The following is a 21495-nucleotide window of genomic DNA, read 5'->3' as shown; positions in this document are numbered from 1 at the left end:
CACTATTGACCCGGCAAGGGGTTAAGGAACCCGGTGGGGGGACTGTGGATCGAGGATGTGGATGAACTACTGGCTGTTTAAATCGGAACCGGACGTGTACGGAATCACCGATCTGGCGGCGGAGCCCGGCAGGACGGGGCGCTGGGATGGTATTCGGAATTATCAGGCGCGCAACTTCCTGCGCGATCAGGTACAGGTGGGGGACGGGGTGCTCTTCTACCACAGCGCCTGCCGGGTGCCCGCGGTGGTGGGTACGGCGGAGGTGGTGCGGGCCGCCTATGCGGACCCGGCCCAGTTCGACCCGGGCAGCAAATACTTCGATCCCAGGTCTTCCGCGGCCAAACCGCGCTGGTACTGTGTGGACATCCGCTGGGGCAGCCAGTTCGCCCGGCCGGTGCCGCTGGCCGCAATCAAGCGGGATCCGGAGCTGGCGGAGATGGTGCTGGTGCGGCAGGGGCGGCTGTCTGTTCAACCGGTGACGGCGCGGGAATGGCAGAGAATTCTGGACCTGGGCGGTCACTAGCCGCCGGCGTCACAGGAATTCCGCTATCTCATCCAGTGGTTTTTTCTCGATAGCCGGCACCAGCGCCCCCTCCGCCGGCATGCCCGCCACCAGGATCATATAGGGTTTTTCGGTGGCCGGACGACCGAGGATCTCGTTGAGGAATTTCATCGGGCTGGGAGTGTGGGTCAGCGTTGCCACACCGGCATTGTGCAGCGCCGCTATCAGCATGCCGGTGGCGATACCCACGGATTCGGCGGTGTAATAGTTTTTTAGCTTTTCACCGGCGTCACCGCTGCTGAATTTTTTCAGGAAAATCACGATCAGGTAGGGCGCTGTCTGCAGAAAGGGTTTGTGCGCATCGGTGCCCAAAGGCTCCAGTGCGTTGAGCCATTCGGTGGAGGCGCGGCGCTGGTAGAACTCGCGCTCCTCCTCCTCCGCCGCCAGTCTGATCCGGCGCTTGATCTCCTCGCTCTGCACCACCGCGAAGTGCCAGGGTTGCATATTGGCGCCGCTGGGCGCGCTGCCAGCGGTGCGAATCGCGTCCTCGATCACCCCGCGCGGTACCGGGGCGGCGGAAAAATCACGCACACTGCGGCGCGCCCGCATCTGTTCATAGAAGTCGCGCCCGCGCTTGCGCATTTCCGCTTCATCGAGATGTTCGAATTCCAGCGGCTGGAAATTTTTGCTTTCACTCATGGGGACTCCGGTACAGCATTTCACACGACGCCCTTGGTGCGCGCGATCATCAGGCTCAGCAGGGAAAGCAGGGTGAGGACACCGACTATCACCGCCAGCAGCAGCCATGGTCGAAACGGTTTGCGCTCCACATCGTTGACACCGGTATGCAGGAATTTGTCCACCCGGGCCTGGTCCTCGTCGGACAGTTTTTTGGGGTGGAACCCGCTGTCAGAGGTTTTGGGTGCGTCTCGTTTATCGGGCATAGGGACTGTGGGCTTATATTTTTTCTGTAGCGAGTTTAGAGGAAAGCCTCCCCTGATGAAAGCGCCGCCGCTGCGCCCGGCGCCCTGTTGTTGGGTTTGTCCACAAGGGATAAATACCGCAGCCGAAACCCCGGGCGCCGGAGGTCCCCACCCGGTTTTGGCAGGAGCTGCGCACCCGGCTAAAAACTGTCCGGGTTGCGAATGATCTGCTGCGCCCTGGATTTCAGTGCCCCCAGTTCCCGGGGGTCCATCTTGTCCAGCAGGCTCAGCATCATCGCCATGCGGGGATTGCCCTGGAAGTGTGCGCGTTTCTCCGCCAGGAAGTTCCAGTAGAGGCTGTTGAAGGGACAGGCACTGTCCCCGGTCTTCTCTGTGACCCGGTAGTGGCAGTCCTCACAGTAGTTGCTCATTTTGTGGATATAGCTGCCGCTACTCACATAGGGCTTGGTGGCCACAAGGCCGCCGTCGGCAAACTGGCTCATGCCGCGGGTGTTGGGCAGCTGTACCCACTGTACGGCGTCTGTATAGATGCCCAGATACCAGGCGTCCACCTGATCCGGGTGTACCTGGGTCAACAGGGCGAAGTTGCCGGTGATCATCAGCCGCTGTATGTGGTGGGCATAGGCGTGTTCCAGACTGTTCCTGATGGCGTGGTGCAGGCAGTTCATGCGGGTGTGGCCGGTCCAGTAGAAGTCCGGCAGGAGCCGCCGGTTGCGAAGGCGGTTGCAGTTTGCATAGCCGGGCATTTCCCGCCAGTAGACGCCGCGCATATACTCGCGCCAGCCGAGGATCTGCCGTACGAACCCCTCCACCTGACTGATATGGATCTGGCGTTTGTGGGCCCGCCAGTGGGCGAGCACTGCCTCAATCACCTCGCCCGGGTGCAGCAGTTTGCTGTTCAGGGCGAAGCTGAGGCGGCTGTGAAACAGGAAGTCCTCACCGGGATCCATGGCGTCCTGGTAGTCGCCGAAGTGCACCAACAGTTGCCGGCAGAAGTGGCGCAGGAGCTTCAGACAATCGGCGCGGGTGCTGGGCCAGTTGAAGTGCAGTGGATCTATATCGCCCACAGTGGCGACGCCAGCGGCGGTAATGCGCTCCAGGGTGGCGCGAACATCCTTGCGAAAACCAACCCCGCGGGGAACCGCGGGCTGGCCCCGCCACTTTTTGCGGTTGCTCTGGTCGTAGTTCCACTGTCCGCCCTCCGGTTTGCCGTCGCCGGTCATGAGGATCTTGTGCTTGCGGCGCAGCTGGCGATAAAAACTTTCCATCAGCAGGGTCTTTTTGCCCTGGAAGTATTCCGCCAGCTCGGTGCGTGTGGTGAGGAAGTGCTCACTGTCGACGGCTTCGCATTCAATATCGAGATCCTCGCTCAGCTGCCGGAGCTGCTGTTCGAGCCGGTATTCGTCCGGCAACTGGTATTCGAACCTGCCGATGCCATGCTTGCGGATCAGATTGCGGATATTCTGCTCCAGCCGCTGGGTATTGTGGGGGTGATCCAGTGGGTAGTGAATGACCCTTTTGCCGCGGGATTCCAGCCAGCGGGCGAAGGCCTGCATGGCCTCGAAGAAGGCCACCAGTTTCTGGATGTGGTGCCTGGCGTAGTCGGTCTCCTGGCGCATCTCGGCGATAAAGTACAGGGTGTCTTTATGGTCGTTGCGATACCAGCTGTGCCTGTGGTTGAGCTGGTCGCCGAGGATCAGGCGCAGAGTTTTCACAAACGATGTCCGTTTTGAGGTTGCGCGGCCGCAGCGCCGGCAGCGCTCAGTTGCGGTGTCGCCGGCCGATACCAGTGCCCGGGCCTGTTGTCCCGAACAGGGCTCTTCGGGTCGCAAATCCGGTTCGTAACTGCTTGATTTGTCCTGGAGGCTTTGCGGACATACGCGGCAAACCCGATTGAGGAAAGCCTGGGAAGGCTTTTTCAACATTCTGATAGAGGTTAGTTCAGAAGCGGTATCGCAAGAGCCTTGTCTTAGTGTCAACAGGCCCTAGGCAATTATCCCCTGGGTCTGGAACTGTTGGATTTGTTCCGCGCTGTAACCCAGCGTGCGCAAAATCTCATCGGAGTGTGTACCGGGCTGTACGCCGGCACTGTGGCGCATGGGTTTGTCGGGGCCAAAGTTCAGGGGGGTGTTGATTTGTGTCTGCTCGCCGCCTCCGGGCAAGCTGGCCTGGCACAGCATTCGCCGCGCCTTGATCAGGTCGCTCTGCGCGGCTTCGGAAAAAGTCAGCACCGGCTCCACGCAGGCATCCAGCGGTGCCAGGTCCCGCAGCCAGTGATCGAGACTGCGCGTGGCTATGACTGCGGCGATGTCCCGTTTGAGGGATGGCTGTTGCTCCGGGTCCAGCAGGCGCTGCTGCCAGTCCGGGTGCCCCAGCAGTTGAAAAAAGCGCCCGGCAAACTGTGGTTCCAGCCCGCCCACGGCCAGGTGGCGGGCGTCGGCGGTGGCATAGTAATCGTAGTGGCTGCCGCCGTTCAGCAGCTCCTGTTCCAGCTTTGGTTCCCCGGCGCCGGCCAGTGCGTTGGCGCCGCAGATGGCGTTGAGGGCAAAGGCGCAGTCGGTAATGCTGAGGTCGATATGTCCACCGCGGCCAGTGCACTGGCGCCGGTACACGGCGGCGAGAATACCCATGACCGCATGGTGGGCGCCGCCGGCGATATCCGCTACCTGGGTGCCGCTGAGACTGGGGCCGCCGTCGCGCCGGCCCGAATAGCTGGCCAGGCCGGACAGAGCCAGGTAATTGATGTCGTGCCCGGCGCGGGCCCGCAGGGGGCCGCTGTGGCCATAGCCGGAGATGGAGCAATAGATCAGGTCTTCGCGGACCTGTTGCAGAGCGGCGTAATCCAGGCCCAGTTTGGCCATCACCCCGGGGCGGAACTGCGCCAACACTATGTCGTACTCGCTTAGCAGGCGCCGTATTATTTCTATGGCGCAGGGGTCTTTCAGGTTCAGTGCGAGAGATTTCTTGTTGCGATTGATGGTGGCGTGGGCCGCCGACGCGGCGCCAACCTTGGGGGGCAGGCTGCGCAGCAGGTCCGGACGCGTGGGGGATTCGATGCGCAGCACTGTGGCCCCCATATCCGCCAGCAGCATGCTGGCGTAGGGGCCCGGCAACAGGGTGGAGAAGTCGAGTATTTTAAGGCCGTTCAGTGGGCCCTGGATTTCCCTCATGGTCGTTTCGTCACCCGAGTGCCGCCCCCGATGTCAGTCCTTGAGCAACTCCCGGGAGATAATCACCTTCATAATCTCGTTGCTGCCGGCGTAAATACGCTGCACCCGCGCATCCGCCCAGGCGCGGGCGATAGGGTATTCCCACATGTAGCCGAAGCCCCCGTGCAACTGCACACATTCGTCCAGCAGTTTGCACTGGAAGTCGGTGGTCAACAGCTTGGCTTTGGCCGCGGTGGCCACGTCGAGCTTGCGCGCATAGTGCAATTCCAGGCAGCGGTCGACAAAAACCCTGAGTGCGGTCAGCTCGCTGGACAACTCCGCCAGCTTGAACTGGGTGTTTTGGAAGGCGGAGATGGGTTTGCCAAACGCCTTGCGTTCGCGCACATAGTCGATGGTCCACTGGAGAGCGGCCGCAGAGTTGGCTATGGCACCGATGGCCACGCTGAGCCGCTCCTGCGGCAGTTCCTGCATGAGGTAGACAAATCCTTTCCCCTCGGCCCCAAGCAGATTTTCCGCCGGTACCTCGACGTCGTCGAAGAAAAGCTCGGAAGTGTCCTGGGCCTTCATGCCGATTTTTTCCAGGTTGGTGCCCCTTCTGAATCCGGGCAGATCCGCTTCCACCAACAACAGGCTGATGCCGGAGGCGCCTTCGCCCGGATCGGTCTTGGCCACCACCACTACCAGGTCGGCCATCTGACCGTTGGTGATAAAGGTCTTGGAGCCGTTCAACACATAGTGATCGCCGCGCCGGACGGCGGTGGTGCGCACGCCCTGTAAGTCGGAGCCGGCACCCGGCTCGGTCATGGCGATGGCGGTGACTATCTCACCACTGATGCACCTGGGCAGGTAATTCTGTTTCTGATCGTCGGAGCCGTAATTGGCGATGTAGGGTACGGCGATATCGGAATGCAGCCCCCAGCCGATGCCGGTGAGACCCAGATGCGAGATCTCCTCGCCGATGATGGCGTTGTAGCCGAAGTCCAGTTCCAGCCCGCCGTAGGCCTCGGGAGCCTGGGGGCACAGGAAGCCCATTTCACCGGCCTTGTTCCACAGGGCGCGGTCCACCTGTCCGTCCTTTTCCCATTGGGGATGGTGGGGCACCGCTTCATTTTGCAGAAACTTGCGCACTGTATCGCGAAACTGCTCATGTTCTTGGGTGAATACGGTTCGGGGGATCATGGCGGGTCTCCGAATTTATTGCGGTTCATCTCTCAATTGTTGCCTTTTTGCGGCCAGAATCCGCAGTGATTCCGTCGGCTGCAGCCGCTGGCCGTAAACTTCGCTGAGCGCCAGGGCGCGGCGGCAGAAAGCCTCGGGGCCGTATTGATTGATATACTGCAGTGCGCCACCTGTCCAGGGCGGGAAACCAATACCGAAAATGGAGCCGATATTGGCATCGCGCACACTGCGCAGCACCCCTTCGTCATAGCAGCGCAGGGTTTCCAGGACCATGGTGAACAGCAGTCGCTCCTGCAGATCCCGCAGTGGCGGCTGTTCATCACTCGGGGGAAACTCTCTGCGCAGGGCCGGCCACAGACATTTCTTGCGATCCTCTGGGTAATCATAAAAACCGCCGCCCGCGGCTTTGCCGGCGCGGCCCAGGGCGAGCATGCGGTCGATGACCGTATCCGCCGGGTGGGCGGCGGGGACCCGGTTTTCCCGCCGTATGTCGGCCAGGGTCTGCTGGCGGATTTTCGCCATCAGTGCCAGCGACACTTCGTCACTCACCGCCAGTGGTCCCACGGGAAAGCCCGCCAGCAATGCCGCGTTTTCGATCAGGGCGGGGCTGACGCCCTCTCCCAGCATGGCGATGGCTTCACTGGTATAGCAGCCGAAAACCCGCGAAGTGAAAAAGCCGCGACTGTCGTTGACGACGATGGGTGTTTTGCCAATTTGCACGGCGAAGGCAAAGGCGCGGGCAATAGTGGCATCACTGGTGTGCTCACCGCGGATGATTTCCACCAGTGGCATTTTTTCCGCCGGTGAGAAGAAGTGCAGGCCGATAAAGTTTTGCGGCCGCTCCGCGGCCTCGGCGAGGCCGGTGATGGGCAGGGTGGAGGTGTTGGAAGCGAAAATGGCGTCCTCCGCCAGTTGCGCCTCGGTATCTGCAGTCACTCTCGCCTTGAGGGCGCGATCCTCAAATACGGCCTCGACAACCAGTTCGCAGCGGCGCAGATCCTCTGCCGCGGTGGTGGGGTGAATGCGGTCGAGGATGGCCTCCATGCCGGCTGTATCCATAGATCCCTGTTGCACACGTTTTTGCAGGGATTTTTCCGCGTAGTCTTTCCCCTTTGCGGCGGCTTCTGCGGAAACATCTTTCAGGACCACCTGGACACCCTTGGCGGCGCAGGCATAGGCGATTCCGGCGCCCATCATGCCGGCGCCGAGAATACCGACTTTGTTCAGGGGAGTGGTGTTTATCTCCCGCGCACTTGCTGGCAGAGAGGCGCCGGCCTTGATGGCGTTCAGACCGAACCAGAAACTGCCGATCATGTTTTTCGCCACCTGCCCACAGGCCAGCTGGACAAAGTAGCGGGATTCAATACGGGTGGCGGTGTCGAAATCCACCTGCGCCGCTTCCACCACCGTGGACAGGATAGCCGCCGGTGCCGGCTGGTGGGCACCGGCTCGCTGTCTCTGCATCGCTGGCGCCGCGATGAGAAACCGGGCATTGAGGGGATCTTTGGCATCGCCACCGGGCATCTGGTAACCGGGCCTGTCCCAGGGCTGCGACATGGCATCGCCGGCGTTGGCGAGGACAAAGGCGCGGGCGCGGTCCAGCAGTTCTCCCTCGTCTTTGGCCAGCTGGTGGATCAGGCCCGCTGCCAGGGCCCGGACCGGCGCCAGTTGCCTGCCCTCCAGTAAATAGGGCAGGGCGCTCTGCATGCCCAGCAGGCGCGACATGCGCACACAGCCGCCGCCTCCGGGGAGCAGCCCCAGGGTCACTTCCGGCAAGCCAATTTTTGTCGTGTGGCGGTCGATGGCGATACGGTGGTGGCAGCTCAGGGCAATTTCCCAGCCACCGCCGAGGGCGGCGCCGTTGATGGCCGCCACCACTGGCTTGCCCTGGGTTTCCAGCCAGCGCAGATCCTCTTTCAGTGCCTGGCACTGCTGGAACAGTTGCTGGGCATCGTCCTCGGTGGCGTTGTAGAGGCGGTTCAGATCCCCACCGGCAAAAAAACTGCTTTTGGCGGAGCGCACAATAATGCCAGTGTAGCCCCGGTCGGACAGCGCCTGTACCACAGAGCGCAGAGAGTTGGTGAAGTCGCCGTCCATGACGTTGGCGGAGGCGTTGGGATTGTCCAGAATCAGGTGGATTATGTTGTCGCTGTCTTTTTCTACGCGGATGGATTTCATGGTCTGCGCCCCGCTCTAAAGCCGCTCTATGACGGTGGCGACACCCATGCCGCCGCCCACGCACAGGGTCACCAGGCCGTAGCGCAGCTGGCGTCGCTCCAGTTCGTCGAGGAGTGTTCCGATCAGCATGGCGCCGGTGGCGCCCAGCGGGTGGCCCATGGCGATGGCGCCGCCGTTGACGTTGACTTTCTCGGGGTCGATATCCAATTCGCGCTGAAAGCGCAGCACCACTGCAGCGAAGGCCTCGTTAACCTCAAATAAATCGATATCCCCTGTTTTCAGCCCCGCTGCCGCGAGTGCTTTTAGGGTCGCGGGAGCCGGGCCGGTGAGCATGATGGTGGGATCGGTACCCACCACCGCGGCGGCAGCAATACGCGCGCGCGGGGTGAGACTCTGTTCCCTGCCCGCCCGCTCGCTGCCGATCAGCAACACCGCCGCACCGTCGGCGATGCCGGAGGAGTTGCCGGCGGTGTGCATATGTTGGATGCACTCCAGCTGGGGATAAGCTGCGCGGGCGACGCTATCGAACCCCACAGCACCCACTGCGGCAAACGACGGCTGCAATTGTGCCAGCCCCTCCAGGGAGGTGTCGGCGCGCACCAGTTGATCCCGCTGGAGAATGACCAGACCACTCTGGTCCCGCACCGGCACTAAAGATTTCCCGAAGGCGCCACAGGCCCAGGCGGCATCGGCCCTTTGCTGCGAGCGGAGGGCGAAGTTGTCCAGATCCTCGCGGTTGAAGCCATCGAGGGTGGCAATCAGGTCGGCACTGACCCCCTGGGGAATGAAACCGGTATCCAGTGCGGTGCGCGGGTCTGCCGACCAGGCGCCGCCATCGCTGCCCATGGGTACCCGCGACATGGATTCCACCCCGCCGGCCACGATCAGGTGTTCCCAGCCGGAGCGCACTTTGGCGGCCGCCAGATTCACCGCCTCGGCGCCGGACGCGCAAAAGCGGTTCAGGGTGACACCGCCCAGATCCCAGTCCCAGCCTGCGACCAGAGCGGCGGTCTTGGCGATGTCGGCACCCTGGTCGCCGATGGGGGTGACACAACCCAGCACTAGGTCGTCCAGTTGCCCCGTATCGAATTGAGAGCGGCTTTGCAGCGTGCCCAGCAGGCTGGCGAGGAGGCTTATGGGTTTGACTTCGTACAGTGCACCACCGGGCTTGCCCTTGCCCCGCGGCGTGCGGAGGGCGTCGTAAATATAAGCTTCGCTGGGCATGGCTCGGCCTCTCTTATCATTGATCCGGCACAGTCCGGCGCCGGGTCGGCACCCCGGCTGTTTTGTTTCTCCGCGCAACCGGCTGGCGCTGAGGTTACCTTAGTCCGGCTGCAGAGCGGCGCAATGACGACAGGCGCCAGCGGCAGTGACGTTGGCGCCTCGGGGAACGGAAAGCAGGATTGGTACCGCAGGTGTTGACCATAAAGCCACCGCTGAAAAATCGCAGTGGTTTATTCGGAATCGGACTAATACGCCGATGTGGTGGCCATACACTGAGTGGAGATGTTGAGCGGTATCCAGTGGTGAGGACAGATCATGGCCGACAATGTATTGGAGTTGGCGGGGCGTCAATTGGGTTCCCCGGGTCTGAATGCGCTCGGCAGTGCCCTGGGCCTGCCGTCGGGAGGAGAGGCGGCAGCGGTCGATAGTGGGGTGGCCTCAGTACTGGCGGGCATGCTGAACAAAAGTGAGAGCAAGACGGGGCTCACCAGTCTCTTTAAGGCGATCGCCGACAGCGATGAGCTGGATTTTGCCGCAATCAGTACTACCTTTGGCGACGCAGCCGGGATGAGCGGCCTGCAGCAGACCGGGGGCAAGGTGCTGGAATGCCTGTTTGGCAGCAAGGCCGCCGATGTGGGCGGTTTGCTGGCGGGCAGCCTGGGAGTTGGCAAGAATACCGGACTGGGCCTGTTGCAAGTGGCCGCTCCGGTGGTGATGTCGCTGTTCAGTACCAGGGTCAGGGACGGTGGCCTCGACATGGGTGGCTTTGCCACCCTTTTGTTTAGCCAGAAAACAATTATTCAGGACAAGCTGCCCGACGGCTTGTTGAAAACCATCGGGGTACACGAGTTCGCGGACCTGGGGCAGCATCTGGAGCCCCATGGCCACCGGGAGCCCCTCACAGTGCGCCCGCGAAAACCGGTCGACAAGGGCAGGGGTTTCGGCAAGTGGGTCTGGCCACTGCTGATCGTGCTGGCGGTGCTTTACAGCCTCAATTTGTGCGCGCGCCGGGATGCCGGCAGGGAGAGTAATGGCGCCATAGTCCTGGAGGAGGAACAGCTGGTGGTGGAGACTGCGCCGGATTTTGCCCGCAGTCTGCGTGACCATATCGCCGGCGCCGAGCGCGACCCCAACCCCAACCGTACTTTTCCCCTGGGCATCCGCTTCGGCGAACACAATGCCACCGCCACCAGCAGCTCTGTGCCGGATGTGCAGGCCTTGGCAGCGATCATGACCGAATATCCGGGCCTCTCTATCGTCATCAGCGGCCATGCCTCAGGGGAGGGGAGTGAGGCGGCCAATCGCAAGCTGGCGCAGGAGCGCGCCGACACAGTGCGACAAATGCTTTTGAGGTTGGGTATAGCCCCCAACCGGATTGGTGCTGCCGCTATGGATTCCGCCGGATCACCGGCAGGTAGGGACGGCGCGCAAGGCGGACAGGAGAGCCACCCCATTACCGTCCGGGTGGTGACGGTCCGCTAACCTCTGAGCGACGTTGTTACCCGCTGACTGCGAATACCTGCTTTAGCGCCCCGCGTTGTTGCGATATTTGTCTCGATAGGCGCCCGGTGCCAGGCCGGTCCATTTTTTGAAGGCGCGATTGAAGGCGCTGGGCTCGGAAAAGCCCAGCCGCTCCGCTATTTCCGCCACAGCGGTTTCCTGCTGCTTCAACTGGTATACCGCCATGTCGCGGCGCACCGAGTCCTTGATGTCCTGCCAGCTGTTGCCCTCTTCCTTTAAGCGCCGGCGCAGGGTTTGCGGGGACGTGTGCATCCGCGCCGCCACACCGTCGAGGGACAGGTTTTCCACCGTATCCTGTTGTTGCAGCATGCGGCGGACACGGCCGGTGTAACTGTTGTCAGATTTGTATTGCGTCAACAGGCATTCCGGCGCGCGGGCGAGAAATTCCCCCAATTGCTGCTCATCCCGCACCAGCGGCATCTGCAGATAGCGGGTGCTGAATACCAGGCAGGTCTCCCGCTGGTGAAAGTAGTGCCGGCAGGGAAACATGTCACTGTAGTCCTCGCCGTAGTCCGGTGGCGGAAAGGCCAGGTGCACACGCTCCAGCAGGATAGTGCGGTCGATCAACCAGCTGAAAAAGCGCAGCCAGATAACGGCGATGGATTCAACGAAAATCTGGTTTGGCAACTGCCGGCGGTTGCTGTGGTGGATCAGCAGGCGCGCCTCCTCACCGTCTTCCACCAGTTTTATGTGGAGGTCGTCACAGACCATGGCCACGAAACGGCCCGAGCGCGCCAGGGCCCGTCTCAGGTTGGGGCTGCTGAGCAGGGCGTGCCCCATCATGGCGAAGGTGCCGGGGAGCCAGGGGCGGGAGAGAAAACCGCCGGACTCGTCGCCCAGTAAATCCCATTCGCGGCGCAACAGGCTGGCGACTTTTTCCCGGCCGATGCGGCAGTCCGCGTCGTCCAGCCGTACGGGGTCTATCCCCGAGTCCAGCAGCAGTTGTTGTGTGTCCAGGCCCGCCGCACGGGCTCCCGCCAGTTGTGCCTTCAGTGCAGTGGCGAGAATACCCGGCTGCACTTCGCTCGGTATCTGAGTCTCGGTTTCCACAGTCTCAGTCCTCGATCTTGTCCTGCACCGACAATGGATCGCCGGTGTGGCCTGGGATTATGCGCCAAGCAGTGCTGAAAGTCAGGCCAGTCTTGCGGCCCTGTCCGGGAGTAAGCCAAACAGGCCCTGTTCAGGTGCATCCTGTGTCTGATCCTCTGTGGTTGCTGCGGGCCTCGCTTCCGCAGTGTGAATACAAAGCCTGGGCAGGTGGGAAGGGTCGCTCGCTTCGCGAATGGCGGCCCCATGGCCGCCCGGAAGGGTGAGCTGGGAATCGCACTGTGTTACAACAGTGTTCCAGGTAACGGTGGAAGTGGATTATGTCTCTGCAACTGGAAAGCCAGCTCAACCCAACAATTTGTCGGCGGATGTTGATCGCCTACCTGATTGAACTGCTGCCCAAAGCCAATAATCCGGCTCTGGAAGAGGCCACTGGCTGGCCGCGACGCACGGTACAGGACATCATCGCCAAGGGATTGCCCGGGCATGGCGCCCGGGTCGAGTTCATACAGGAGGGAGTGCGCAACAACGACGGTTACTATGTGCTGCGCGACTGGGGTTCTTTTGACCGGCAGTGGGTGCGCGAACACCTGCCGGCAATCCGTCGGGCACTGGGGGTGCCCGCGGACTGATACAGGCCCAGACAGCTGCCGGTGGCGGCAGCTGAATCTACTCGGCGGGTTGCGCGGCCTGCTGCAGAATCTTGTTGACCCTTTCCAGCAGCGCCGGATTGTTTCTCAGGCTGGCGGCAATCTGTTGATACTCCTCCTTGGACAGGCCGGCCTGATTGATCGCCGCCACCATTTTCCCCTGGGCTTCCCGGTTGATGGCTTCCGCCTCCTGAATATCCGCCGCAGCCTGCAACTTGGGCGCATATTCGCGGCTCAGGACGACGATGGCCTGGTAGGCGCTGGCAAACTGCTGCAGCTTGGGCTCGCTGTAGGCCGGCGCTTTCGCTTCCGTTGTCTGGGCCTGGACCGCGGCGGTGGGAAGGGCCAGCAGCAGCGCCACCAGCGCCAGGCAGTGGAGGAGAGTTTTCATTGTGCACCTTTGGCAATACTGGGGACGCTTTTGCCGGTAGAGAAGGCGCCCAGCGTCGTAAATGGGCTGCAACCGCGCTCTTTCGCAGCAAAAAGCGCCTGATGGTCAGTTCAGGGTAGCCAATCTGACCAGTGGTTTGCGTCTTTTGCTGCCAGAAGGAAAGATATGGCCCCAAATTGGATTGGCACTGTGGGAAGCCCGGGGCGGAGCTAAAAAATCCCCAGAAACCTGCCCCGTTTGGGCAGGGATTCCTCACATCCCGCCAGCTGGCGCCGATAGGTGCGGGCCTGGGCGGAGACCTTTTTGGATACCCCTTTCAGCCAGGCCTTGTTGCGGAAACTGCGGCGGTTAAAGCCGCCGTGACCCTCGTGGTAGGCCAGGTAGAGGTGGTAGGTATCGTCTGTGCGAATGCGGCACTGCCTGGCGCTGGTGTTGTTGTACCAGCCGACAAAATCGATCGCATCCCCGAAATCGTCCCGGTCCGCGCCGTAATTGCCGGAGGCGCGTTCATAGGTTTGCCAGGTAGTGCCGAGAGCCTGTGGGTAACCGTAGGCATCGGATGGTCGAGGGCCGGGGATAAAGCCCAGGATCTTGGTGCGGGGGGGGCGCGCATCGTGCACAAAACGGGATTCCTGGTGCAGCACCGCCATCATTATGGGGATGGAGGATCCCCACTTGCGCTCTGCCTTTTTGGCGTCCCGGTACCAGTGTTTCTTTTCGCGGAAAATGGCACAGATATCGCCGGTATTGCTCGGAGGCGTGGTGGTGCAGCCGGCCAGTGACCCCGCTGTCCCCAGTATCAGTATCAACAGCCGGCATTTTATTGTTGTGGCGTCCATGGTGGCTTGGCATCCATATCAGTTTGGCATTTATTTGGCGGTGATTGTCTTTACCCCGGAGCTGGTTCCCAGCAACAGCAGGTCCGCGGGCCGCTGGGCAAAGATACCGTTGGTTACCACCCCGGTGAGATTGTTGATGGCCCGCTCGAGCTGTGGCGGATCGGTAATACACAGGTTGTGTACGTCGAGGATGACATTGCCATTGTCGGTAGTCACGCCCTCGCGGTAGACAGGATCGCCGCCCAATTTGACGATCTCACGACCCACCAGGGAGCGCGCCATGGGAATCACCTCCACCGGCAGGGGAAAGCGGCCCAGTACCGGAACCCATTTGCTCTCGTCGGCGATGCAGACAAACTCGCCGGCGCAGGCGGCAACTATTTTCTCCCGCGTCAGCGCCGCACCGCCGCCCTTGATCAGCTGCAGGGCGGCATTGGTTTCGTCGGCACCATCCACGTACACCTGAATGTCGTCCACGCTGTTGAGATCGTAAACCGGGATGCCGTGGGCCCGGAGGCGCTGTGCCGACGCCTCGGAGCTGGCGACGGCACCGTCGAAGCGGCCTTTCAGTTCCGCCAGCAGGTCGATGAAAAAATTGGCGGTGGAGCCGGTGCCCACGCCGATGATGGAGCGCGGCTCCAGTTTGGGGGCGATATAGTGGATGGCGGCACCCGCGGTGGCGCGTTTGAGTTGGTCCTGGGTCATGATAGGGTAGCTTTCCGCAATTTTTTCCGGCTATATGCCATTTTTGTGAAAATAATGTTCGCGCAGTTGGCTTTGAGGTGGCATTGCTGCTGTTGCAGGGTTAGACTGGCACCTTGTGCCACCTGTTGTCACGCCCGGCCCCAGGCACTGATTTTAACTGTTACCACGACCGATTCATCCAATGCCCGAGTCTTACATCAAGCGCATTTTAGACGCGCGGATTTACGATGTCGCCACCGAAACACCGCTGGACGTTCTGGGGGCCCTGTCCCATCGCCTGCACAACCGGATTCTGCTCAAGCGCGAGGATCTGCAGCCGGTGTTCTCCTTCAAGATTCGCGGCGCTTACAACAAACTGCTGCGGCTGCCGGCGGAGCAGCGGGCGCGGGGCGTAATTGCCGCGTCTGCCGGCAACCACGCCCAGGGGCTGGCGATGGGGGCGGCACAGTTGGGTGTGCGCGCCACCATAGTCATGCCGACCACAACACCGCAGATCAAAGTCAACGCGGTGCGTATGCGCGGTGCCGAGGTGGTGCTGTGGGGCGATAGTTTTGACGAGGCGGCGGCGCACGCCCACCGGCTGGTGGAGGAGCGCGGCCTGGTGCCCGTGCATCCCTACGATGATCCGGATGTGATCGCCGGACAGGGCACTGTCGCCATGGAACTGCTGCGGCAGCACTCCGGTCGTCTGGATGCGGTTTTTATTCCGGTTGGCGGCGGCGGTCTGGCCGCGGGTATGGCAGCTTATATCAAGTATGTGCGACCGGAGGTGAAAGTATTTGCCGTGGAGCCGGAGGAGGCGGCCTGTCTCGAGGCGGCACTGGCGGCCAATACCCGGGTGCGCCTGCCCCAGGTGGGGCTCTTCGCCGACGGGGTGGCGGTGGCGCAGATAGGCAGCGAGACTTTCCGCGTACTGCGGGAGACGGTGGATGGAGTCATTACTGTTTCCACCGACGAGATGTGCGCGGCAATCAAAGACATTTTCGAAGGTACCCGCTCCATTGCCGAGCCAGCCGGTGCCGTCGGGCTGGCGGGCCTGAAGAAGTATATCGAGCAGAATCGCTGCAGCAATGCCGTGCTGGCGACAGTCTGCAGCGGTGCCAACATCAACTTCGACCGCTTGCGGTATATCAGTGAGCGCACCGAAACCGGTGAGCGGCGCGAGGCGGTGCTGGCGGTTACGATTCCCGAGCGCCCCGGCAGCTACCTGCAGTTTTGCCGGGACCTGGGGGACAGGGCCATCACCGAGTTCAACTACCGCTACGCCAATAGCGGTGAGGCGCATATCTTTGTGGGCGTGCAGGTGACGGCGGACGGCGACCGCCGCCGCACGGTGGAGGGGCTCTCGGCCGCCGGCTACAGCGTGACTGACCTCACGGACGACGAGATGGCCAAGCTGCATATCCGCCACCTTGTCGGCGGGCGGGCCGCGGGTCTGGAAAACGAGGTGGTGTACCGGTTCGAGTTTCCCGAGCGCCCCGGTGCCCTGCGCAAGTTCCTGGAGCAGCTGGCGGGGCGCTGGAATATCACCCTGTTTCACTATCGCAACCACGGCGCCGCCTATGGCCGGGTCCTGGTGGGCCTGCAGGTGCGCCCGGCGGAGCGCGGCGAACTGCAGGCGCTGCTGCAGCAACTGCAGTTTCCCTTCTGGGACGAGACGGACAGTCCCGCCTACCGTTTCTTTCTGGCCAGTTGAAGCTGGGGGACGGTGAGGGCCAAGTGACTGCCCGGCAGGGGCGCGACTGAACTTTTTCAGGTGAAAACGCGACAGTTTTCACAAAATTCCGCTGGAGATCCGTTATTATTTGCTTGGCGGACAATTATTTTGCCAATTGTGGAACCTTTGCGTTGAGCCGAATCTAATGCAGGGTGAAACACCGATAATAAAAGTATATATCCTACAGGATGGTCCTTATGAAACCCGATGCACTGACAATCGCTGTGGTTGTCTTTGTCGCGGGCGTCCTGCTGAGTAGTGTCGGCCTGACCGAGGTTTTCGCTTCGGATCCGGAACCGCCGGCGGCCCTGCAGCAGGGGGTGGTGACGCGCTGAGCGTACACCTGGCCCGCAGTTAAAAAAGCCGAGTGCCTTGTGCCCTCGGCTTTTTTATTGGGTTTTCAGCGGCAGGGGTAAAGGCGCCGGTCGGTCACTACCGCCTGCAGTGGTATGTCCCAGCTGTCAGTGGGCAGTTTCCCCACACACTGAAATTGATGGGCCACCCCCACCAGGTCCGGGCCGGCGCCCCGCAACAATCCTTTGAGGGCGAAGGTGCGGTCGTAAAAGCCGGCCCCCATTCCCAGCCGGGCACCACCGGCATCGAAGGCCACCAGTGGCAGCAAGACCAGGTCGAGCTGTTGCGGCGGCCGACTGTGGCCCTGCAGCGGCTCGGGTATCTGGAAGCGGTTGCGGTAGCCGGGGCTGTCACCCCGCCAGCGACGGAAATGCAGCTGTGGCCGCGGGGTGGGTGCCAGCACCGGCAGATAAAAGTATTTGTTGGGGTGGCGTTGCAGCAGCCCGCGAATATCCACCTCTCCGTCCATGGGCCAGTAGATGCCGATGTGTCGCGCGCGCAGCAACTGTGGCGTGCGTTGCAGGTGGTTGATCACGTTGCGCCCGTTCAGGCGCTGCTGATAGACGCTGAGGCTGCGTCGCGCGGAACGCATATGGCGGCGCAGTTGCACTTTGCTTTCCGTCATAGTGTCAGGCGTCTGGGAAAAGAATCCGGAGGGAGGAGTGTTTAAGGGCCCCGAGTGTGCGGCTGCAGACATAGCCTTGAACCGTAGGGTTCAAGGAGGTGGCTTCAGGAATACAAAAGGCTTTCCGCTGCGTGGCGGACCTGCACACCAGCATCCGCTGGAAGCCCCCATGATCGGATTATCGGCTCGAGGACATAGTCAACTGGCCAACACCCCAGGGTCTAAAAATTATAACCCGTGTCGCTGCAAAAGGGTAACAACGATGGCGGTTGCGAAAGCGTTGTTGACTGGCCCTGTAAATCCTGCGACCGGGCCAAAGCGGAACCCAACCGCGCGTTGATGCCAGCCGCTGGAAAGCGCCGGGTACAGCGGGTTTTACCAGTCGGGGTGAGAGGTAGTGGGAAGACCAGGTCGCTTTTGAGAATCAGGTTTCGCCCGAGTCGATTTCACTGAGCGCGGAGCGCACCTTGTCCCGCAGCCGCGAGACCATTTCCTGCTCCAGGGGTGCCCGGATCAGTTCCGCCTTGGCCTGAATCAGCTCGTGGGCGATGTTGAGAGCCGCCATCACTGCGATACGCTCGAGGCCAACCACCGAGCCACTCGCGCGAATGCGCGACATACGCTCGTGCAGCAGGCGGGCCGACGCCTGAAGCTCCGCGCGCTCCTCTTCGGTGCAGGCGACACGGTAGTCTTTGTCGAGGATGGAGACCGATACGGTTTCCAGGGTCGGTTTTGCGTCACCCATCAGGAATCTTGCGCTAGCCCTTTGAGGCGGTTGATCATGGACTCTACCCGACTGCGGGCCACTTCATTATTTTTTACCAGGCGCTGCCGCTCCTGCTGCCACTCGGTTTCCTGCCGGCGCAGTTCGCGATTGTCCTTCGCGAGCTGCTGGCAGCGCGCGATGAGCGTATCCACCGTGCTTTCTAACGCTTGTAACTTGTCCATATTTCCCGCGTCTTATGTCCGTGCCCCATTGGCTCGCAGCGGGACAGACTGCGAGGGATTCCGCTACTATATTGCCGCTGTATGGGGTGGTCAATCGCCCCGCCTTGTCGGGCCTGTGCAATTCTAATCCCGACCTCGCCTGTCTGCTGTCGACTGATTCCGCTTGCGGTAGAAAACGACAAGTTGCATAAAGTTTGAACGAAATTTCAGGAAGTGATTATGAGCGCCGCTCCGCCCAGCTACGATACCCTCTCCGCAGCTATTCTCGCAGCGGGCGGCGAGAGCGATCCCAGTGAATTGCACGGTTTTGTATGCGGCCTCCTGTGCGCCGAGAAAGCACCGGATAGCAGCTTTTGGCAGGGTGAGCTGGCCCGGATACTGGCACTCGAAGCGGTGCCGGCGGCACTGGAAAATTCCATGGCGCGATTGGCCCAGGTCAGCGCTGAACGCTTGCGGGACGATAGTTTTGAGTTTCAGCTGCTGCTCCCGGACGATAGTGGCATAGACCTGCGCGCCCAGTCACTGGGGCAGTGGTGTCAGGGATTCCTGCACGGTTTAGGTGTCGGGGCGCCGCCGGGGATAAAGTCGCCCGGTTGTCGCGAGGCGCTGCAGGATTTGAGCGAGATAGCTCAGATCGATGCCTTGGGGGTGGAGGAGTCCGGGGAGGCGGAGCAGCAGTTGTTGCAGGTACAGGAATATGTGCGTGTGGCGGTGCTGACTATCTTTACCGAGATTGTGCAGATCGGCGGCGCCGATCAGGGCAGTAACACCCGCGGCCAATGAGCATCGGCAAGCGAGAATACGCCCGCCGTCGCGCGCGCCTGATCGCCGGGCTGCCGCAGGGCAGCCTTGCTGTGGTGCCCGCGGCGCGGGAGCAGCTGCGCTCCCGGGACACCTATTTTCCCTTTCGTCAGGATAGCGATTTCCTCTATCTGACCGGATTTGCCGAGCCGGAGGCACTGTTGGTGCTGGTGCCGGACCGGGCTCAGGGACGGGAGCTGCTGTTTTGCCGCGAGCGCAACGCGGACAAGGAGCTTTGGGACGGGCCGCGCCTGGGGCCGGAAAGGGCCGCCGAGCAGTGCGGTCTCTGCGATGCTTTCCCGATCAGTGACCTGGACGACATTCTGCCGGGCCTGCTGGAGGGACGCACGCGGGTCTATTATACGTTCGGGCGCTACCCGCAGCTGGATCGGCGCTTGCAGCGCTATCTGCACACCATAGGCCGGGCGCCGGGCAGTGCCGGGGTGCCGGAGCTGGTGGACCTCGACCGCCAGTTGCACGATTTGCGTCTGATCAAAAGTGCGCAGGAAGTGCGCCTGATGCAGAGTGCGGCGGAAATCACCGCGGAGGCCCACTGCCGGGCCATGCGCCGTTGCCGCGCGGGCCTGTATGAGTTTCAACTGGAAGCGGAGATTCTGCACACCTTCGTCGGTGCCGGCGCCCGCCAACCCGCCTACCCGACAATCGTCGGCGGCGGCACAAATGCGCTGGTGATGCACTATTGCAGCAACAATGCGGTGTTGAAAAACGGCGACCTCGTGCTGGTGGATGCCGGTTGTGAGCACCGCGGTTACACCGCCGACGTGACCCGGACCTACCCGGTCAACGGGCGTTTCAGCGGTGAGCAGAAGGCCCTGTATGAAATCGTGCTGGCGGGCCAGGCGGCGGCCATCGACAAGATTCGCCTGGGTGCCCACTGGGACCACCCGCATATGGCCAGTGTGGAGGTGATTACCCGCGGTTTGGTGGACCTGGGCCTGCTGCGGGGTGACGTTAGCGGGCTGATTGAGGCGGGTGCCTACCGCCGCTTCTATATGCACCGGACCGGCCACTGGCTGGGGATGGATGTGCACGATGTGGGCGATTACCGGGTACACGGCCAGTGGCGCCAGCTGGAACCGGGGATGGTGATGACGGTAGAGCCGGGTATTTATATCGCCGCGGACGATGACCAGGCACCGGAGCGGTATCGCGGCATAGGTATCCGGGTTGAGGACGATGTGGCGCTGATGAAATCCGGTCCTCTGGTGCTGTCATCCGCCGCACCCAAGACGGTGGCGGAAATTGAGTACACTATGCGCCAGGGTGTAGTGCAGGAGGAATTGTGGTGAAGCTTGGGTCCCGCATCGATGTGGCCATCGTCGGCGGAGGCATGGCCGGTGCCAGCCTGGCACTGCTGTTGGCAAAGTTTTGCCCCAATCTCTCGGTGGCACTTCTGGAGCAGCGCCCATTGATGGACCCGGGTGCCAGCATTGCGCTACCGAGTTTTGACACCCGTGCGACGGCTCTGGCGGCGGGGAGTCTGCAGTTGTTCGATGAGCTGGGTCTCTGGCCGCAACTAAAGCCCTACTGCGCGCCTATCTCCCGGGTCAGGGTCAGTGACCGCGGGCGCGCAGCGGGCGTGGCCTTCACTGCAGACAAACAGCGGCGGGCCAGCTTTGCCGGTATGTTGGGTGCGGTGATCGAAAATGCGGCGCTGGGACCGGTTCTGTATCGCGCCCTGGCGCAACTGCCGGTAACGCTGGTGTCCCCGGCGCAGGTGGAGCGGGTGCGCGTCTGCGATCAAGGGGTGGATTTAGGCTGGCAGGGTGAGGACGGACCCGGCTGTCTTGCAGCGCGCCTGCTGGTGGTTGCGGACGGTGTCGACTCACCCCTGTGCCGGCAGTTGGGCATTGAAACCGAGAGGGTCGAGTATCGACAGAGGGCGTTGGTGGCCACACTCGCCACCCAGCGGGATCACGGCGGCGTCGCCTACGAGCGCTTCACGGACCGGGGCCCCATGGCGATGCTGCCGCTTCCGCGACGGGACGGCAGCCACCGCATGGCCCTGGTGTGGACCTGTCCCGAAGAGGACGCCGGCGAGTTGCAGGCGCTGTCACCGGCGGCATTTGTTCAGCGGGTACAGTCTGCATTCGGCTGGCGCGCCGGGCGTATCCTCAGGTCGGGGGAGCTACAGGGGTATCCCCTGAGCCTGCATGTGGCCCGGGAGCAGTGGCGGCGCAATCTGGTACTGCTGGGGAACTGCGCCCATTTTCTGCACCCGGTGGCGGGGCAGGGATTTAACCTGACCCTGCGCGACAGCTACCACCTGGCGACGACACTGGCTGCGGGTTGTTGTACGGGTGAGTCACCCGGTCAACTAAACTTGCTGGAGGAATACGGCCGCGCGCGTCGACTCGACCAGCAGCTGACCATCGGATTCAGCGACCGCGTGCCCGCCCTGTTCGCAGCGCCGGGATTGCTGGCGGGCGGCCTGCGCCAGGCGGGGCTGCTGGGATTAAATCTTGCCCCATCCCTGCGGGCGAGCTTTATCGGCCAGGCGGCGGGTTTTGGGCTTTAACAGGCTGTTGAAAAAATAGTTTTCAACAGCCCGCTGTACCGAACAGGGATGCTCGGATCGCAAATCCAGTGTGCAACTGTTTGATTTGTAGTGGAGGCTTTGCGGACATGGGCCGCAAAACCGGGTTGAGATAAGGCAGGGGAAGGCTTTTTCAACAATCT

22 protein-coding genes and 1 other RNA gene are annotated in these 21495 nt (G+C 62.0%); 8 read left to right on the top strand and 15 right to left on the bottom strand.

The window, feature by feature from the left end:
* The first annotated feature begins 61 nt into the window (after positions 1-61).
* The gene (locus ABVT36_RS03365) at positions 62-523 is read left to right on the top strand and encodes an EVE domain-containing protein (protein WP_368455445.1); all 462 of its coding nucleotides are present in this window, start codon (positions 62-64) and stop codon (positions 521-523) included.
* 9 nt (positions 524-532) lie between these two features.
* On the opposite strand, the gene ABVT36_RS03360 is transcribed toward ABVT36_RS03365, so the two are convergent.
* The 7 genes from ABVT36_RS03360 to ABVT36_RS03330 form a co-directional block, all read right to left on the bottom strand.
* Positions 533-1201: a nitroreductase family protein gene (locus tag ABVT36_RS03360; RefSeq protein WP_368455259.1), complete on the bottom strand. Its 669-nt coding sequence runs from the start codon at positions 1199-1201 to the stop codon at positions 533-535.
* A gap of 20 nt (positions 1202-1221) precedes the next feature.
* On the bottom strand, positions 1222-1446 hold the full coding sequence (locus tag ABVT36_RS03355) for a DUF3094 family protein (protein ID WP_368455258.1): 225 nt from the start codon (positions 1444-1446) through the stop codon (positions 1222-1224).
* Positions 1447-1625: 179 nt separating this feature from the next.
* On the bottom strand, positions 1626-3161 hold the full coding sequence (locus ABVT36_RS03350; RefSeq protein ID WP_368455257.1) for a cryptochrome/photolyase family protein: 1536 nt from the start codon (positions 3159-3161) through the stop codon (positions 1626-1628).
* A 270-nt stretch (positions 3162-3431) separates the two neighbouring features.
* Complete coding sequence (locus ABVT36_RS03345) at positions 3432-4616, bottom strand: CaiB/BaiF CoA transferase family protein (protein WP_368455256.1); 1185 nt, start codon at positions 4614-4616, stop codon at positions 3432-3434.
* Between the two features lie 33 nt (positions 4617-4649).
* Entirely contained in the window at positions 4650-5795 is a 1146-nt protein-coding gene (locus ABVT36_RS03340; protein ID WP_368455255.1) for an acyl-CoA dehydrogenase family protein, read from the bottom strand.
* Positions 5796-5810: 15 nt separating this feature from the next.
* On the bottom strand, positions 5811-7973 hold the full coding sequence (locus tag ABVT36_RS03335; protein ID WP_368455254.1) for a 3-hydroxyacyl-CoA dehydrogenase NAD-binding domain-containing protein: 2163 nt from the start codon (positions 7971-7973) through the stop codon (positions 5811-5813).
* Between the two features lie 15 nt (positions 7974-7988).
* The gene (locus ABVT36_RS03330; protein WP_368455253.1) at positions 7989-9197 is read right to left on the bottom strand and encodes an acetyl-CoA C-acetyltransferase; all 1209 of its coding nucleotides are present in this window, start codon (positions 9195-9197) and stop codon (positions 7989-7991) included.
* 315 nt (positions 9198-9512) lie between these two features.
* On the opposite strand from ABVT36_RS03330, the gene ABVT36_RS03325 reads away from it, so the two are divergent.
* On the top strand, positions 9513-10679 hold the full coding sequence (locus ABVT36_RS03325; RefSeq protein ID WP_368455252.1) for a DUF937 domain-containing protein: 1167 nt from the start codon (positions 9513-9515) through the stop codon (positions 10677-10679).
* Between the two features lie 42 nt (positions 10680-10721).
* Here the strand turns inward: ABVT36_RS03325 and ABVT36_RS03320 are convergent, their stop codons facing one another.
* Positions 10722-11768, bottom strand: a complete 1047-nt coding sequence (locus ABVT36_RS03320; RefSeq protein ID WP_368455251.1) for an AraC family transcriptional regulator — start codon at positions 11766-11768, stop codon at positions 10722-10724.
* A 317-nt stretch (positions 11769-12085) separates the two neighbouring features.
* Here ABVT36_RS03320 and ABVT36_RS03315 point away from each other — a divergent pair, with 317 nt between their 5' ends.
* Complete coding sequence (locus ABVT36_RS03315; protein WP_367148594.1) at positions 12086-12397, top strand: helix-turn-helix domain-containing protein; 312 nt, start codon at positions 12086-12088, stop codon at positions 12395-12397.
* Between the two features lie 37 nt (positions 12398-12434).
* On the opposite strand, the gene ABVT36_RS03310 is transcribed toward ABVT36_RS03315, so the two are convergent.
* The 3 genes from ABVT36_RS03310 to rpiA form a co-directional block, all read right to left on the bottom strand.
* Complete coding sequence (locus ABVT36_RS03310; RefSeq protein ID WP_367148595.1) at positions 12435-12806, bottom strand: DUF4168 domain-containing protein; 372 nt, start codon at positions 12804-12806, stop codon at positions 12435-12437.
* A 209-nt stretch (positions 12807-13015) separates the two neighbouring features.
* A complete protein-coding gene (locus tag ABVT36_RS03305) occupies positions 13016-13645 on the bottom strand; it encodes a hypothetical protein (protein ID WP_368455250.1) in 630 nt (209 codons plus the stop codon).
* A 30-nt stretch (positions 13646-13675) separates the two neighbouring features.
* Positions 13676-14350, bottom strand: coding sequence for a ribose-5-phosphate isomerase RpiA (rpiA, locus tag ABVT36_RS03300; protein ID WP_368455249.1), 675 nt, complete (start codon positions 14348-14350; stop codon positions 13676-13678).
* 181 nt (positions 14351-14531) lie between these two features.
* Here rpiA and ilvA point away from each other — a divergent pair, with 181 nt between their 5' ends.
* Together ilvA and ABVT36_RS03290 are read left to right on the top strand one after the other, a co-directional pair.
* Entirely contained in the window at positions 14532-16046 is a 1515-nt protein-coding gene (gene ilvA / locus ABVT36_RS03295) for a threonine ammonia-lyase, biosynthetic (RefSeq protein WP_368455248.1), read from the top strand.
* A 218-nt stretch (positions 16047-16264) separates the two neighbouring features.
* Entirely contained in the window at positions 16265-16402 is a 138-nt protein-coding gene (locus ABVT36_RS03290) for a hypothetical protein (RefSeq protein WP_367148600.1), read from the top strand.
* Between the two features lie 65 nt (positions 16403-16467).
* Here the strand turns inward: ABVT36_RS03290 and ABVT36_RS03285 are convergent, their stop codons facing one another.
* From ABVT36_RS03285 to ABVT36_RS03270, 4 genes are all read right to left on the bottom strand, one after another.
* Positions 16468-17046 carry a 5-formyltetrahydrofolate cyclo-ligase gene (locus ABVT36_RS03285; RefSeq protein WP_368455247.1) on the bottom strand — a complete coding sequence of 193 codons (579 nt, stop codon included), beginning with the start codon at positions 17044-17046 and terminating at the stop codon, positions 16468-16470.
* Between the two features lie 43 nt (positions 17047-17089).
* Positions 17090-17270, bottom strand: a non-coding RNA gene (gene ssrS / locus ABVT36_RS03280) — 6S RNA.
* Between the two features lie 200 nt (positions 17271-17470).
* On the bottom strand, positions 17471-17791 hold the full coding sequence (locus ABVT36_RS03275) for a cell division protein ZapA (protein ID WP_367148603.1): 321 nt from the start codon (positions 17789-17791) through the stop codon (positions 17471-17473).
* Positions 17791-17994, bottom strand: coding sequence for a TIGR02449 family protein (locus ABVT36_RS03270; RefSeq protein WP_367148604.1), 204 nt, complete (start codon positions 17992-17994; stop codon positions 17791-17793). The genes ABVT36_RS03275 and ABVT36_RS03270 overlap by 1 nt, the downstream gene beginning before the upstream one ends.
* Positions 17995-18213: 219 nt before the next feature.
* Between ABVT36_RS03270 and ABVT36_RS03265 the strand changes: the two genes are divergently transcribed.
* Genes ABVT36_RS03265 through ubiH form a run of 3 tightly spaced genes read left to right on the top strand, consistent with a single transcriptional unit; the run spans position 18214 to position 21334 of the window.
* A complete protein-coding gene (locus ABVT36_RS03265; RefSeq protein ID WP_368455245.1) occupies positions 18214-18777 on the top strand; it encodes a UPF0149 family protein in 564 nt (187 codons plus the stop codon).
* Positions 18774-20105, top strand: coding sequence for an aminopeptidase P N-terminal domain-containing protein (locus ABVT36_RS03260; RefSeq protein ID WP_368455244.1), 1332 nt, complete (start codon positions 18774-18776; stop codon positions 20103-20105). Before ABVT36_RS03265 ends, ABVT36_RS03260 begins: the two co-directional genes overlap by 4 nt.
* Positions 20102-21334 (top strand): 2-octaprenyl-6-methoxyphenyl hydroxylase, encoded by a 1233-nt coding sequence (gene ubiH, locus ABVT36_RS03255; protein ID WP_368455243.1) that lies wholly within the window; start codon positions 20102-20104, stop codon positions 21332-21334. The genes ABVT36_RS03260 and ubiH overlap by 4 nt, the downstream gene beginning before the upstream one ends.
* Positions 21335-21495 lie beyond the last annotated feature (161 nt).

The sequence above is a fragment of the Microbulbifer sp. TYP-18 genome (assembly GCF_040932045.1).
In the GTDB taxonomy this organism is placed as follows: Bacteria; Pseudomonadota; Gammaproteobacteria; order Pseudomonadales; family Cellvibrionaceae; genus Microbulbifer.
This window is presented reverse-complemented; position numbering and strand designations above follow the sequence as displayed.

Bases quoted from the DNA above. Each gene is read 5' to 3' on its own strand.
- ABVT36_RS03365 (WP_368455445.1), top strand. From the start codon at position 62: ATGAACTACTGGCTGTTTAAATCGGAACCGGACGTGTACGGAATCACC.
- ABVT36_RS03360 (WP_368455259.1), bottom strand. From the start codon at position 1,201: ATGAGTGAAAGCAAAAATTTCCAGCCGCTGGAATTCGAACATCTCGAT.
- ABVT36_RS03355 (WP_368455258.1), bottom strand. From the start codon at position 1,446: ATGCCCGATAAACGAGACGCACCCAAAACCTCTGACAGCGGGTTCCAC.
- ABVT36_RS03345 (WP_368455256.1), bottom strand. From the start codon at position 4,616: ATGAGGGAAATCCAGGGCCCACTGAACGGCCTTAAAATACTCGACTTC.
- ABVT36_RS03340 (WP_368455255.1), bottom strand. From the start codon at position 5,795: ATGATCCCCCGAACCGTATTCACCCAAGAACATGAGCAGTTTCGCGAT.
- ABVT36_RS03335 (WP_368455254.1), bottom strand. From the start codon at position 7,973: ATGAAATCCATCCGCGTAGAAAAAGACAGCGACAACATAATCCACCTG.
- ABVT36_RS03330 (WP_368455253.1), bottom strand. From the start codon at position 9,197: ATGCCCAGCGAAGCTTATATTTACGACGCCCTCCGCACGCCGCGGGGC.
- ABVT36_RS03325 (WP_368455252.1), top strand. From the start codon at position 9,513: ATGGCCGACAATGTATTGGAGTTGGCGGGGCGTCAATTGGGTTCCCCG.
- ABVT36_RS03315 (WP_367148594.1), top strand. From the start codon at position 12,086: ATGTCTCTGCAACTGGAAAGCCAGCTCAACCCAACAATTTGTCGGCGG.
- ABVT36_RS03310 (WP_367148595.1), bottom strand. From the start codon at position 12,806: ATGAAAACTCTCCTCCACTGCCTGGCGCTGGTGGCGCTGCTGCTGGCC.
- ABVT36_RS03305 (WP_368455250.1), bottom strand. From the start codon at position 13,645: ATGGACGCCACAACAATAAAATGCCGGCTGTTGATACTGATACTGGGG.
- rpiA (WP_368455249.1), bottom strand. From the start codon at position 14,350: ATGACCCAGGACCAACTCAAACGCGCCACCGCGGGTGCCGCCATCCAC.
- ilvA (WP_368455248.1), top strand. From the start codon at position 14,532: ATGCCCGAGTCTTACATCAAGCGCATTTTAGACGCGCGGATTTACGAT.
- ABVT36_RS03290 (WP_367148600.1), top strand. From the start codon at position 16,265: ATGAAACCCGATGCACTGACAATCGCTGTGGTTGTCTTTGTCGCGGGC.
- ABVT36_RS03285 (WP_368455247.1), bottom strand. From the start codon at position 17,046: ATGACGGAAAGCAAAGTGCAACTGCGCCGCCATATGCGTTCCGCGCGA.
- ABVT36_RS03275 (WP_367148603.1), bottom strand. From the start codon at position 17,791: ATGGGTGACGCAAAACCGACCCTGGAAACCGTATCGGTCTCCATCCTC.
- ABVT36_RS03270 (WP_367148604.1), bottom strand. From the start codon at position 17,994: ATGGACAAGTTACAAGCGTTAGAAAGCACGGTGGATACGCTCATCGCG.
- ABVT36_RS03265 (WP_368455245.1), top strand. From the start codon at position 18,214: ATGAGCGCCGCTCCGCCCAGCTACGATACCCTCTCCGCAGCTATTCTC.
- ABVT36_RS03260 (WP_368455244.1), top strand. From the start codon at position 18,774: ATGAGCATCGGCAAGCGAGAATACGCCCGCCGTCGCGCGCGCCTGATC.